Raw genomic sequence first — 13,570 nt, forward strand, 5'->3', positions numbered from 1 at the left:
GAAGGCTTGCCGGTCTATGGGCGCTGGCGGTTTCTTTCAAGCGGATAGCAACAGGCCAGCGCAATGGCTGGCCTGTTGTGGTGAAGGTGAAGCTCCTCGGCGCCTGTTATGGCTCGCTGGCTTCGACTCCATTGAGCCGGAAGGGAGCTCCGCCAGATGCACTCTGCAGAGTATGCTGGCTGAGTAATTTATCTCTTGCCGCATTAGCGAGCTGGTGCCTGAGAGTCGCGTCGCTGACCAGACGATCCAGTGCCCCATACCAGGCCTCGGGATCATTGGGCACTACCAGACCGGTGACCTCGTTTTCGATCGTGTCGCGATAGGCCGGTACGTCGGAAGTCAGTGTCGCGAGCCCCATGGCGGTGTAGTCGAGGAACTTGATGCCGCTCTTGGCGCGATTGAATTCGTTGTCCACGAGTGGGGCGATGCCGATATCGAAACTCATGGAACGAATCAGCCAGCTGGCAAAGGCAGGATAGGACGTGCTTGCATGGCTGGGAACGTCGATGTACCGGCACCAGCCTGATTCGTTTCTGTCTGCACTTACCCCGATGAGATTGATGCTGACGGCCTTGCCATATTTGTTCTTGATTCGTCGCAGCACGCCTTTGACCATTTCGAAGTCTGCGTGGTGCGTCATCGTGCCCATGTAAACAATCGCTACCTCATTGTGCGCCCAGCGATGCAGCGGTGCACCGTCGAGCGCCCAGGTAGAGGCATCCAGCGCGTTCGGAACGACCTTGACGTTGTTGCTGTGCTTCGCCATTCGCTGCTTCAGCTCTGGCGTGGAAACTCGCACTTCGCTCGCCTTGGAGGCCAGCAGGCGGATACTGGATGCGTAAGCGGCATACCGTGCCCGTTCGGGGTGTTCACTTTCGGCAATGCCAAGCAGGTCATCGTCGAGGTCGTAAACGAGGCGCATGCCATGCTTCTGACAATGCTCGACCAACTCGGTGGCGTGATGTCCGTGCAGTGCGATCCGGTGCGTGTAGATGGTATCAGCCACATAGCGGTGGATGTCCGCCGGACGAATGACCCTGACGTTTGAAGATGGACCTGCGGTGGCCAGTAGCGGAAGAAGTACTCGGATGTAGGCGCAGGGGCTAGGACGCTCTCCCAGCATTTCTGCAACAACCAGAATGCTGTGGGTGTCGGAACGACGCAGATCGACGAGAGTGGCTTCTGCACTTGCATCGGTTGCAATCAGATGCGCATAGCGATCGGGATAGAAGGCTTCCTTCGGTGCAGCGGGTTCCGCCTCGGTATGGGGAGGGGGCAACTGCTGCTCAAAGTGCGTGCGAATGCTCTGGAAGAACTGCAGCGTTTCTTCGCCGGAGGAGTTCCACGGCTGGACCCAGCTCCATGGGCGCCCGGCAACTCTCTCCGGCAGCGCACCCAGGTTCGCCCCAACCACGGCGCGTCCCGCCGAAATGGCCGCGCTCAAGGTGTAGCTATAGGTTTCCGGCCAGGTGGAGGCGAGCCAGATGACGTGCGGATCCGTTTCATCAATCAGTCGGATCAGATCCTCATCGCGGTACTCGCCACTTTCGGAGTAAATGTCGGATTGAGGAAGGGTTTCCATCGACCGACCAATCAGGTGGAAGTGGATGTCCCGTGCATTCTCCTTGCGTGCAGCGACGAGGCAGTCGGAAACGAGCTGCGATCCCTTGTGCTTGGCCAGCCAGCCAAGAAGCACAACGCGCAACGGTTCATCCTGGGCAAGGGTGGGAACCCGGAGCGGTACGTCGTCGAGTACTTCGTGGCTTTCGACGACTACGGGAGCAGATGGGTGATAACGCTGGACCCGGTTTGCCACGTCCTGGCTGGGGCAAATGACTCGCCGTGCATCATCCAGTAGCCACGCATGTTTCTGGCGCCACCAGACGATGTCCTGCGCGCCATGTGCTGGCCTGGCCGCAATGCAGCGATTGCAACCGCTGGCATCGGGCTCCCCGCAGTAGCGCCCTTCGTGAGCAAAGTTTATCTGGGGGCAGAGGCTGTAGTAGTCATGGACGGTGAAGTCGAAGGGAACGCCCAGGCTGGCAATGACTTCCTGAAGCTTCTCGGGCATTCCAACGGTGTGATGAATGTGGATGTAGGTGACGCCGAAGGACTTCAGCAGGTCTGTCAGGAAAATGACATGGTCTGTCAGGTGCAGGTCGAAACCTTGGAGATCCGAGTTGGCGGACTTCAGGATGACAGCATCTTCCTGGCCGCTTTTGGGCTGCAGGATCAGGCAGTGTGCCTTGTCTTCCAGGCTCGCGCAGAGCTCATCGACGTGCTTCTGAGTACCTCCCCCGAGGTGGTGGGTAACCATCAGCACTACAGGCAAGCCGCTCAGCCGGTAACGCGCAGCGGTGGCCGCAATTCGCATCGGCTCAGCTTCTGCGGTCGTGACGTGCTTGGCGACTTCCGCCTCGTAGCTGGGGTAGCGGTCCCGCAGGATCTGCATGGCGCGCGCCTTGCCTGGAGAGCTATCGGATTGGAAGCTGACCTCGCCGGCATGGAAGACGAATGTGTCAGTTGCCAGAAGGTGGGTCCAGCCGTTGGCAAGGGCCCGAAGGCAGAAGTCGTTTTCTTCACCGTAGCCTTTGCCGAAGGCTTCTTCGTCGAACAGGCCAACCTCATCCAGGCAGGCGCGGCGAATGTACATACAGAAGCCGACGGCGGTTGGAAGCGTGACCGAACGACCGGCGTTGGCTTCCCAGAACGCCTGATTGAGGAAGCCCAGGTCCTCTTCTCCAGGCAGGCCACGAATGCCCTCGATGCGGGGGTAGCTGCAAATGGTGGCATTGTTGGAGAAGGGGGTTACAGAAGACACCCGTTCGCTGCTGTACGCATGCCACACCAGCCGATCGAGCCAGCCGTCGGCGACCTCGGTGTCGCTGTTGAGCAGCAGCACATCGTTTTCCGGCGCCAGGCGCATGCCGCGGTTGACAGTGCCAACAAAGCCAAGGTTTTCCTCGTTACGCAGGACGATGAACTCTGGGGATTGCGGCAGGCTTTGCAGGTACGCCGAGACTTCCGGCTCCGGGCTGCAGTCATCGATTACCACGATTCGCGCAGGAGTGTTGCATTTGGCTGCGAGTACCGACTCGATGCAGTTTCGTGTTTCTGTCAGGCCGCGATAGACCGGAATGATAACGTCGACATCCACGAGAGGAGCGTCAGGTAGTGCTGTGGAGTTGACAGGCAGATAGTCGGACAGCGGTCGCAAGCTGGTGACCGGAGCGAGCCTCGATTCCGGAGAGCCGGCGGAGTGATGCTGATTGACCAGTGCCAGCGATGCTCGTCGACGAAGTCCTTTAATTCCCTCGTTACCGACAATGACCCAGGCCTTCTTCAGGATGGCTTTCGCGCCGTCACGCCGGAATAATCTCATTATTCCGTGGAACCGGTAGCGGAGCTTGGGCATAGCAAGGCCCAGCCTGCGCAGAGGGGCGGTTAGTTTCCAGCTGGTAGAGCTCATCAAGCTGGTGATAGTGGCCTCGCGGGCCATCACCGCTTCGTGATAGGCACCGATCTCAAGCGAATGCAACTGTGCAGCATCCTTGAGCACCGCAATATCGGCGTCGTGAGCGACTACCTTTCGGCGCAGTACGTTGAGGCTGGTGTGAGAACTGTAGAGCTCACTTTCCAGTTTCGTCTCGCGATCTCTTGCCTGCAGTAGCTCGCTTTCCAGCTCTCGCTCGCGGACACTGACCTGTGACAATGCATTTTCCAGCTCTTGCTCTCGTAAGCTCGCTCGAGATAGTTCTATTTCCAACTCGCTTTCCATACGGCGAACCTCCTCCTCCAATTGCTGAGTTCTGGTCCTGAGTTCTGATTCGCTGTGGATTAGCTTTTCCATGTTGTTCCGCTGAAGTTCCTGTTCAATCATCTGCTTCAAGGTCTGTGGCATTTCAGGATGAGGTGCGCCGTCCTCGGCTGCATAATGAGCTATATGGCGATAGGTAATGTCGCGCTCATTGTGACAATTAAGTCGAAAACGCAGGTAATCAATGTCAAAGATCAGCTCCTGCGGCACCAGATAGCTGAACAGATAAAAAGCAAGTGCTGAGTGCCGTGTTTCGACTGAGGACTCCACGATGAACTTGTAGGAGCTGTCGCCGAGGGCTGTTACCTTCTTGTCGCGTAGCAGCGCCTCGAAACCTATGCTGGAGTTGATGGTGAGCAGTTCGTCAACCCTGGCCAGGAAATAGTCGGTATTGGGAGACTGGTCCGCCAACAGCTTGGTGTCGTCGAGTCGGAAGAGACTGCCCGGATGGGCGCGTACAAGCAATTGTTCTGCCGGGTAGGCAATTTTGGCGAAGCTGATAATGCTGCTATTGTCGTAACCGTTGGAGAATGCAATCAGGTTGGAGTCATCTTCTACCTGAAGTGCAAGTCCAATCCTGACTTTCGTGTTGTTGCACTCGAAGTGCATCGGGGATGGCCGAGAGAAATAGCCTAGAAGATTCGCGGTCGTTGTATCTATGCCGAGACTGTCAGATACCTCGGAGAAGCGTGAATGTGCTTCCGTGTTGCCATTGACGCCACTGAAATCCAGATAGGCTGTGCTGCGGTAGCTGGGAAATCGAAGCGGTCCGAGTTCCAGATGTATAACTGGCAGGTCGCGCGCACGAGCGACCCGCTCCAGGGTGGGGCAGTTGCACCAGGTGACAATGGCCTCGAGGTCATTGACCTGATCCAGCGCCACTTCCAATTCGGCGCTAAGCGCTTTCAGGTCGGATGTGAGGAAGGTACGAAATACCTGAACGGGATTTCGATTGTGCTCCTCAAGAAGCTTCCCGAATAAATCTGGTGACAGCATATGGTAAGTATGCTGCTGCAGCGTCTCTCTCGTCGGTAGGGTGTAGTTCAGGCGTTGGGGGGCATCACCGACATGTTCCCAGCGCTGAGCGTTCGCTTCCAGATCGAGGTACTGCTCGCCAGTAATGAAGTACAGGGGCTCTTTTGACTGGCTGAGAAACTTGTAGAAAACCCAGAGGTACGGGGCTGGAAGGCCGCGAAACGGGTAGGGCGGAAGGAAGATCGCAATCATGGCAGATTGCCCTGGCTGACTTTCATTGGTGCGAAGACGACACCGACCTGGCTGCGTGCCGACCAGAACTTGATCTGCTGAATAGGACGACGTTGATCCAGTTCTTCCCGTTCTCCCATACTCACGCAAGCCAGGCCACAATGAATCAGGTAGTCTCCCTGGCTGATAGGTAACTTCGCGGAATACTCCACGACTTGCGTACCGGGGACAAGGTTCAGGATGTAGCCAGCGTTCAGGTTGTTATCACCCCACACGTCTGAGCCTTGCGTTCTGGAGATGGATATCCCCAATACAACGTCATTAATGGACTCAGTGGAGGCAAGTGTAATGCGGAAGGTAACTTCCTCCCCGCTTCGAACAATGGGTTCCTCGGCTAGCGACTTGCCATCCGACTTGATGATTTCCAGGCTTCGGATAATTGCGCGCGCGGAGCCGAAGCGTTTCTCGTTGATTTCCCTGTTAGTCTCGGCTGCCTGCAGTTGCTGCAGCTCACGAACGTCAAGAGGGCGCTCTGCCGTCAGTTCCTTGACTTCTGTGGCTGCTACCTTGGTATTCTGGCTGAGCATCCCTTTCTCGTAGGCCAGTACCGCCGACAGCACATCGGTGCTGTCGATCGTGATTCTTCCTTTATCAAGCACGATGCAGCGGTCGGCGTATTCAAGAACGCTGCCGGTTGAATGGGTAACCATGATGATGGTCACGCCCTTTTTACGGAGATCTTCCATCCGCTTGTAACACTTGTATTGGAAACCGATATCTCCAACGGAAAGTGCTTCGTCGACAATCAGGATTTCCGGATCGACGCATGCCTGAACGGCGAAGGCCAGCCTTACGTACATGCCGCTGGAGTAAGACTTGACTGGTTGATCGATGAAGTCGCCGATGTCGGCGAAGCTTTCGATCTCGGCGAAACGATTGTCTATCTCTTCTTTGCTGAGACCCAAAACGCTGCCGTTGAGGTAAACGTTCTCCCTGCCTGTGAACTCAGGATTAAATCCAGCACCGAGTTCGAGTAGTGCAGCAATCCGGCCATTTACTTGGACAGAGCCGTCAGTTTGGGCAAGTGTTCCGCAAATAATCTGCAGTAACGTGGATTTGCCTGCGCCATTCCTACCGAGAATGCCGAGGGTTTCTCCGCGTTGAACTTTCAGTGAAATGTCCCGCAGGGCCCAGAACTCCCGGTAATAGCGTTTTTCCGAGAGCGACAGGCGAGGGAGTAAGAACTGCTTCAGGCGGTCCCTGGGTGTGTCATATATCTGATAACACTTGCTCAGGTTACTGACGTGAATTGCAACCTCAGAGGACATCAGCAAACCCCTTGCGTGTTTTCTGGAACCAGGCGAATCCCAGCCAGAGAATGGCCAACGCAATCAACATCGAAATACCCAGCCCTTGCCAGTCTGGCTCCTGGCCAAAGACAAGGACGGCACGAGACTGCTCGATGGTGGAGGTCAAGGGGTTAAAGCTGAACAGGGGCTGCAGCTCTTTTGGCAGGGCGCTCACCGGGTAGAAGATCGGGGACAGGAACATCAGCGCTGTGGTCAGGATTCCAATGACCTGGGATACGTCCCGCAAATAGACTCCGGCCGACGCCAAGAGCCAGGAGACTCCTAGTGTGGCGAGCAGCAGAGGGAGCATTACCACAGGGAAGTACAGTATTTGAATATGGGGCAAGCCGAAGATGATGGCGTGAAATGCGAGCCATACCAGTAGGCTGACGAGTCCATGAAAGACTGAGGTTGCTAGGCTAACTACAGGAAGGATCTCCAGGGGGAAGATGATCTTCTTGACGTAGTTCGTGCTGTAGAGAATGACCGTGGGGGCCTTGGTAAACGTTTCAGCAAATACGTTGAATACGATGAGGCCGGCAAACAGGATTAGTGCAAACTCTGTCTTCGACGCTCCGCTGTCGCCCCAGCGCGCCTTGAGAACCACGCTGAAGACGAAGGTATAGACCGTCAGCATCAGAATAGGATTGAAGAGAGACCAGAGGGTTCCGAACAGGGAACCCTTGTATCGACCTGAAATCTCGCGACGGGTCAGTTGCAGAATCAGGCTGCGATTTCTCACGAGTGATCGAAGAATCTCTATGGGCGCAATGCTATGTTGACGCATTACGCGTAGACCTCGGCTTCGCAAAGGAGCTTGCCAATTTGGTCTTTTCCTGAGAGCTGCGGCGCCTTTCCGCCAAGTCGTTCGAGCATCCAGTCCACACCGATGTCAGCGTCGCTCCACATAAGGCAGCGCTCATGTTCAGGGGCGTAGTAGCTCGTGGTCTTGTAAAGGAAGTCTGCTGATTCCGAAAGCACCACGAATCCGTGAGCGAAGCCCTCCGGTACCCACAGCTGATGCTTGTTCTCTGCATTGAGTAGGGCGCTGACCCATTTGCCAAAAGTGGGCGATGATCGACGCAGATCTACGGCGACATCCAGCACTTCGCCGCTAACGACTCGTACTAGTTTTCCCTGCGGGCTCTTGATTTGATAATGCAAGCCACGCAACACGCCTTTGCATGATCGCGAATGATTGTCCTGGACAAACGTTACCGGGCGATCAATCGCTTCCTCGAAATGCTGATGGTTGAAGCTCTCAAAGAAGAAGCCACGATCATCACCAAATACTCTAGGTTCGATGAGCACAACTTCCGGAATTGCAAGGCGGGTAGCTTTCATCAGTAAACAGTCTCAACCAGCAGGCGTTTCAGGTATTGGCCATAGCCGTTCTTGGCTAGCGGGGCTGCCAGTGCTTCCAGTTGTTCCGCGCTGATCCACTTCTGGCGGAAGGCGATTTCCTCTGGGCAGGCAACTTTCAGGCCCTGGCGGTTCTCCAAGGTGGCAATAAAGTGGCTTGCTTCCAGAAGCGAGTCGTGAGTGCCAGTATCCAGCCAGGCGTAGCCGCGGCCCATGATCTCGACGGAGAGCTCGTTTCGCTCCAGGTACAGGCGGTTGACGTCGGTGATTTCCAGTTCGCCACGGGCGGAGGGCTTGATGCTCTTGGCGATATCGACGACCTGGTTGTCGTAGAAGTACAGGCCGGTAACGGCATAGCTGGACTTGGGCTTCGCGGGCTTTTCTTCGAGGCTGATGGCCTTGCCATCACCATTGAATTCCACCACGCCGTAACGCTCGGGGTCATGCACGTGATAGGCGAACACGCTGGCGCCGGAGGTGCGCTTCATCGCACTCAGCAGCAGCTCCTGGAACTCATGGCCATGGTAGATGTTGTCACCCAGCACCAGCGCGCATGGGTCGTTGCCGATGAATTCCTCGCCGATCAGGAAGGCCTGGGCGAGCCCGCCCGGCGATGGCTGCACCGCGTACTGCAGGTTCAGGCCCCAGCGGCTCCCGTCGCCCAGCAGTTGCTCGAAGCGCGGAGTGTCCTGAGGGGTCGAGATGATGAGGATGTCGCGAATCCCCGCCAGCATCAGAGTGCTCAGCGGGTAGTAGATCATCGGTTTGTCGTAGACCGGCAGCAACTGCTTGGAGATTGCCAGGGTTGCCGGGTGCAGACGGGTACCGGATCCACCAGCGAGAATGATTCCTTTGCGCTTCATACTGTTCCCTGATCGACCAATTCTCTGATCATGCGTTGAGCGTGGTATTCCCAGTGAGGGAGTCGCACGTCGAAAGTCCCTTGTAGCTTGTCGTTGGCGAGACGAGAGTTCGCCGGGCGCTTGGCGGGTAGCGGATACTCACTGGTCGCGATCGGAGCGATGCGTTCCGGAGCTGCGCGCAATTTACTGCCGAGGCGAATGGCTTCGCCAACGACGAACTGGGCGTAGCGATGCCAACTGGTCTCGCCGCTGGCAACCAGGTGGTAGGTGCCGCTTGCGCGGGAGCTCAGTTCGCTGTCGTGTGCCAGACGCTGCAATACCAGTGCGGTGACGTCCGCAATCAGCTCTGCACTGGTTGGGGCGCCGAACTGGTCGGCGATCACTCGAAGCTCATCGCGCTCCTTGGCAAGACGCAGCATGGTCTTGGCAAAGTTGGCGCCGCGGGTGGCGTAGACCCAGCTGGTGCGGAAAATCAGGTGCCGGCAGCCGCTTTCATGGATCGCCAACTCGCCTTCGAGCTTGGTCTGCCCGTAGATTCCCAGCGGCCCCGTCGCGCAAGCTTCGGCAAAGGGCGTATCCCCACTTCCGTCGAAAACATAGTCGGTCGAGTAATGAACCAACCACGCTCCTGTTTCGAATGCCGCGCGCGCCAGCACCGCCACAGCCTCGCAATTGATGCGCCGGGCGGTGCTCGCATCACTCTCGGCTTTATCGACCGCCGTATAGGCTCCGGCGTTTACGATAACGTCAGGGGCCTCGTCCGCAACCAGTTGCTCCAATTGAGCAAGGTCACCCAGGTCAGCCCTGTGCCGATCGCAGACCACCAGGTCCGCCAGTGGAGCCAGGGCACGCTGGAGTTCCCAGCCGACCTGGCCATTGGCGCCCAACAATAGGATCTTTTTCATGCGTACTGCTTGCCTACCCACTCACGATATGCGCCGCTGGTAACGTTGCTTACCCAGGCCTGATTCTCCAGGTACCAGCGAACGGTCTTGCGGATACCCGTTTCGAAGGTCTCTGCTGGCTTCCAGCCCAGTTCACGCTCGAGCCGTGAAGCGTCGATGGCATAGCGCCGATCATGGCCAGGACGATCTTTCACATAGGTGATCTGATCGCGATAGCTCTTTGCGTCAGCCCGCGGCTGCTCCTGGTCGAGGATGTCGCACAAGGTGTGGACGACGTCGATATTGGCTTTTTCATTCCAGCCACCGACATTGTATGTCTCGCCCAGTTGTCCGGACTCCAGAACGCGACGGATTGCAGTGCAGTGATCCTTAACAAACAGCCAGTCACGGATTTGCTGTCCGTCGCCATAGATAGGCAGCGGCTTGCCCGCCAGCGCGTTGTGGATGACCAGTGGAATCAGCTTTTCCGGGAAGTGGTACGGACCATAGTTGTTCGAACAATTGGTGGTCAGCACCGGCAGCCCATAGGTGTGGTGGTAGGCACGCACCAGGTGGTCTGAAGCGGCTTTGGACGCGGAGTAAGGGCTGTTGGGCTCGTACTTGTTGCTTTCGCTGAATGCCGGGTCGTTCGGGCCAAGGGAGCCATAGACTTCGTCAGTGGAGACGTGGAGGAAGCGGAAAGCCTGTTTCTGGCCTTCGGCCAGACCATTCCAGTGCGAGCGGACTGCTTCGAGCAGGCGGAAGGTGCCGACGATATTGGTCTGAATGAAGTCCTCCGGACCATGAATGGACCGGTCAACGTGGGACTCTGCAGCAAAGTTCAGCACGGCACGAGGTTGATGTTCGGCCAGCAGGCGGGAAATCAGATCGCCATCGCCAATGTCGCCGTGTACGAAAAGATGGCGCTCATCGCCATCCAGGCTGGCCAGATTCTGGCGGTTGCCGGCATAGGTCAGCTTGTCGAGGCTGATGACTTTTTCGTCACTTTCCGCCAGCCAGTCGAGAACGAAATTTGCGCCGATGAAGCCGGCGCTGCCGGTTACCAGAATTGTCATTAGTCATACCCTTTGAAAAATGGCGGCAGCGGCCAGGCCGACGGTGCCCAGTAACGTTTGTCTGTGGACCCCGGACTGGCGAATCAGAGTCAGCCTTTGGGAGAGATCGGTGTGTCGGCTCTGTTCGAACAGGGCGAGAGCCCGTTGATTTTCGGGGGTGAGTCGGTCTCGGAACGTTGTCAGGGCCTTGATGTTCGCGCTCATCCAGGCGCGAAAAGTGCCGGTGAACAACTTTCTCACCCTGATGAGGCGTTCTTGAAGGCTGGAGTTGGAGCCAACGAGATTGTGCGGGTGCTGGCGATAGCCAACGGTTGGCGTCGCACAGTACTCGACCGCTCCCCCGCAACCACTGATCAGCAAATAAGCCCACCAGTCGTGGGAAACGATGTACTGCTGTTCAGGCGTCTGTGCCAGCAAGCGTTGCGCTGCACGATTCAACAGCATGGTGTTGCCACCGGCAATGCTCTGTACCAGCGCGTTCTCGAAGCATGGAGGGCGCTCGAAAAGAGGGGAGAAGCCAATGGTGTGGCCTTCCTGGTCGATCAGTCGAGTGCGTGAGCAGAACAGGGCAGGCTGTTCGTCAGGTACGCCACGAACCCATTGAAGACCCATCCGCAGTCGTTCGGGGTCCCACAGGTCATCCTGGTCGCAAAAGGCAATGTACGGCTGGGTCAGCGCGCGGTTGCGCAATAGGCTGAGGAAGTTGGCCGCAAATCCGCGGCCAGGCCCGGTGGTGATCACGAGGCGATCACCCAGCCGAGTTTGGTATTCAGCAAGTATCGCCAGCGTGGAGTCGGAGGAGCCATCATCGGACGCAAAAATCACCCAGTTCGGGTGGCTCTGAGCAATCAATGAGTCGAGCTGCTGCCCCAGGAAGGATTCGCCATTGTAGGTTGACAAGAGAATGGCGACCTGGTCGGCCGACTGGGAGACGCCCCATCCCTCATGGGCATTAGCGGAGGGGGAGGAAATCAAAACAGTGCCTCCGACGGATCCATCCGATCAGTGCTGATGGTGTCGAAACACCGTTGTGGTAAACCGGCCAAATCTAGGCTTGGCAGGCGCGTAGCCGCCCGCGAAAAAAGAGGTCCGGGGGAAAAGTCGACCATTATATGCAACGTACCTTGGGAGTAAACCCATAATCCTGCTGAGGCTTTTCCTACAGAGTAGGAGAGGCTCGAGAGGTAATCATCCGAGTACCTATAAAGCGAGTTGGGATTGCGCTCAAGGTAAAAAGTTTCTGCAGGTGGGGCTGCTTTCGGATGACTGGACGTCGACGCGCAGGCAGGAGTAGCCGTACGGGTGTTCAGGAAAGGAATGGTGCCGGCACCAGGAGTCGAACCCGGGACCTACTGATTACAAGTCAGTTGCTCTACCAGCTGAGCTATACCGGCAAGGAGGGGCGCCATTATAGTCACGGCGCCCTTGGTGTAAACCACTGATTTGTCAGAATGATCCGCAGTTTTTGTCAGTGACCGCCCGCAGTCGCTGCGCCGGGCTTGGCGCCGAAGGGCGGCTTGGCCAGGCAGATGACTACCAGCATGGCGAGGAACAGCCAGCCCAGCAGGGTGAAGTAGTCGATGGTGCTGATCATGTAGGCCTGGCTTTCCACCATCCGTTCCAGCAGCGCGGCGCTGTGCTGGCCGGGGCCGCCTAGCTGTTCGACGGTGGCGCGGGTGGCCGGGTCGTACTGGCTGAGGTTTTCGGTCAGGTAGGCGTGGTGCATGGTCGCGCGGCGGTTCCAGATCCAGGTGGTCAGGGATGCGGCGAAGCTGCCGGCCAGGGTCCGCAGGAAGGTTGCCAGGCCGGAGCCGTCGGCGATCTGGTCGGGCGGCAGATCGGAGAGCAGGATGCTCAGGATCGGCATGAAGAAGAACGCTACGCCCAGCCCCATGAACATCTGTACCAGCGCGATGTGCAGGTAGTCGACCTCGGTGGTGAAGTCGGCGCGCATGAAGCAGGTCGCCGCCATCGCCAGGAACGCCAGCCCCGCCAGCAGGCGCAGGTCGAAGTTGTTTGCGTAGCGACCGACCAGCGGCGAGAGGAATACGGGCAGGATGCCAATCGGTGCGGCCGCCAGGCCCGCCCAGGTCGCGGTGTAGCCCATCTGGGTCTGCAGCCACTGCGGCAGCAGCAGGTTCATGCCGAAGAAACCGGCGTAGCCGCCGACCAGCGCCAGGGTTCCCACCGTGAAGTTGCGGTGCACGAACAGTCGCAGGTTGACGATCGGGTGCTTGTCGGTCAGCTCCCAGATCACGAAGACCGCCAGGGCGATCGCCGCGATGACCGTGCCGCCGATGATGAAGCCGGATTCGAACCAGTCCAGGTCGTTGCCCTTGTCGAGGACGATCTGCAGGGCGCCGACGCCGATCACCAGCATCGCCAGGCCCATGTAGTCCATGGGCGCGTGCTTGATCACAACTGGGCGGGCGCGCAGTTGCTGGTAGACGACCATGGCGGCGAACAGGCCGATGGGCACGTTGATGAAGAAGATCCACGGCCAGCTGTAGCTGTCGGTGATCCAGCCGCCGAGGATGGGCCCGGCGATGGGCGCGACCACCGTCACCATCGCCAGCAGTGCCAGTGCCATCCCCCTTTTCGCCGGCGGATAGATGGAGATCAGCAGGGTCTGGGTGATCGGGTAGAGCGGCCCGGCGACGAAACCCTGGATGGCCCGGAAGCCCACCAGCATGCCCATCTGCTGGGCGACACCGCAGAGGAACGAGGCGACCACGAAGAGCAGGGTGGCAGCAATGAACAGCCGCACCTCTCCGACCTTGCGGCTCAGCCAGCCGGTGAGCGGCAGGGCAATGGCGTTGCTCACCGCGAAGGAGGTGATGACCCAGGTGCCCTGCTCGGAGCTCACCCCGAGGTTGCCGGAGATGGTCGGCAGAGCGACGTTGGCGATGGTGGTGTCGAGCACCTGCATGAAGGTCGCCAGCGACAGGCCGATGGTGGCCATAACCAGGCTGGGGGGGCTGAAACTGCTGCTGTTGGGCTGGCTCATGACGGT

General features: G+C 58.0%; 9 protein-coding genes and 1 tRNA gene. All 10 read right to left on the reverse strand.

Features of this window, described 5'->3' with window-relative positions; all coding sequences use genetic code 11:
• Positions 1 to 106 precede the first annotated feature (106 nt).
• Positions 107 to 5,044: a GT99 family glycosyltransferase N-terminal domain-containing protein gene (locus IB255_RS16160; RefSeq protein WP_081515319.1), complete on the reverse strand. Its 4,938-nt coding sequence runs from the start codon at positions 5,042 to 5,044 to the stop codon at positions 107 to 109.
• Positions 5,041 to 6,351, reverse strand: a complete 1,311-nt coding sequence (locus tag IB255_RS16165; protein WP_218189928.1) for an ABC transporter ATP-binding protein — start codon at positions 6,349 to 6,351, stop codon at positions 5,041 to 5,043. Before IB255_RS16165 ends, IB255_RS16160 begins: the two co-directional genes overlap by 4 nt.
• Positions 6,341 to 7,159: an ABC transporter permease gene (locus IB255_RS16170; RefSeq protein ID WP_081515320.1), complete on the reverse strand. Its 819-nt coding sequence runs from the start codon at positions 7,157 to 7,159 to the stop codon at positions 6,341 to 6,343. Before IB255_RS16170 ends, IB255_RS16165 begins: the two co-directional genes overlap by 11 nt.
• Complete coding sequence (gene rfbC, locus IB255_RS16175) at positions 7,159 to 7,716, reverse strand: dTDP-4-dehydrorhamnose 3,5-epimerase (RefSeq protein WP_081515321.1); 558 nt, start codon at positions 7,714 to 7,716, stop codon at positions 7,159 to 7,161. The genes IB255_RS16170 and rfbC overlap by 1 nt, the downstream gene beginning before the upstream one ends.
• Positions 7,716 to 8,597 carry a glucose-1-phosphate thymidylyltransferase RfbA gene (gene rfbA, locus IB255_RS16180; RefSeq protein WP_192210563.1) on the reverse strand — a complete coding sequence of 294 codons (882 nt, stop codon included), beginning with the start codon at positions 8,595 to 8,597 and terminating at the stop codon, positions 7,716 to 7,718. Before rfbA ends, rfbC begins: the two co-directional genes overlap by 1 nt.
• The gene (gene rfbD / locus IB255_RS16185; RefSeq protein WP_081515323.1) at positions 8,594 to 9,502 is read right to left on the reverse strand and encodes a dTDP-4-dehydrorhamnose reductase; all 909 of its coding nucleotides are present in this window, start codon (positions 9,500 to 9,502) and stop codon (positions 8,594 to 8,596) included. Before rfbD ends, rfbA begins: the two co-directional genes overlap by 4 nt.
• Entirely contained in the window at positions 9,499 to 10,557 is a 1,059-nt protein-coding gene (gene rfbB / locus IB255_RS16190; RefSeq protein ID WP_081515324.1) for a dTDP-glucose 4,6-dehydratase, read from the reverse strand. The genes rfbD and rfbB overlap by 4 nt, the downstream gene beginning before the upstream one ends.
• A gap of 3 nt (positions 10,558 to 10,560) precedes the next feature.
• Entirely contained in the window at positions 10,561 to 11,532 is a 972-nt protein-coding gene (locus IB255_RS16195; protein ID WP_218189929.1) for a glycosyltransferase family 2 protein, read from the reverse strand.
• 343 nt (positions 11,533 to 11,875) lie between these two features.
• A tRNA-Thr gene (locus tag IB255_RS16200) sits at positions 11,876 to 11,951 on the reverse strand.
• 74 nt (positions 11,952 to 12,025) lie between these two features.
• Positions 12,026 to 13,564 (reverse strand): DHA2 family efflux MFS transporter permease subunit, encoded by a 1,539-nt coding sequence (locus tag IB255_RS16205; protein ID WP_151188596.1) that lies wholly within the window; start codon positions 13,562 to 13,564, stop codon positions 12,026 to 12,028.
• Between the last annotated feature and the right edge of the window lie 6 nt (positions 13,565 to 13,570).

Source organism: Pseudomonas sp. PDM22 (assembly GCF_014851965.1).
GTDB lineage: Bacteria > Pseudomonadota > Gammaproteobacteria > Pseudomonadales > Pseudomonadaceae > Pseudomonas.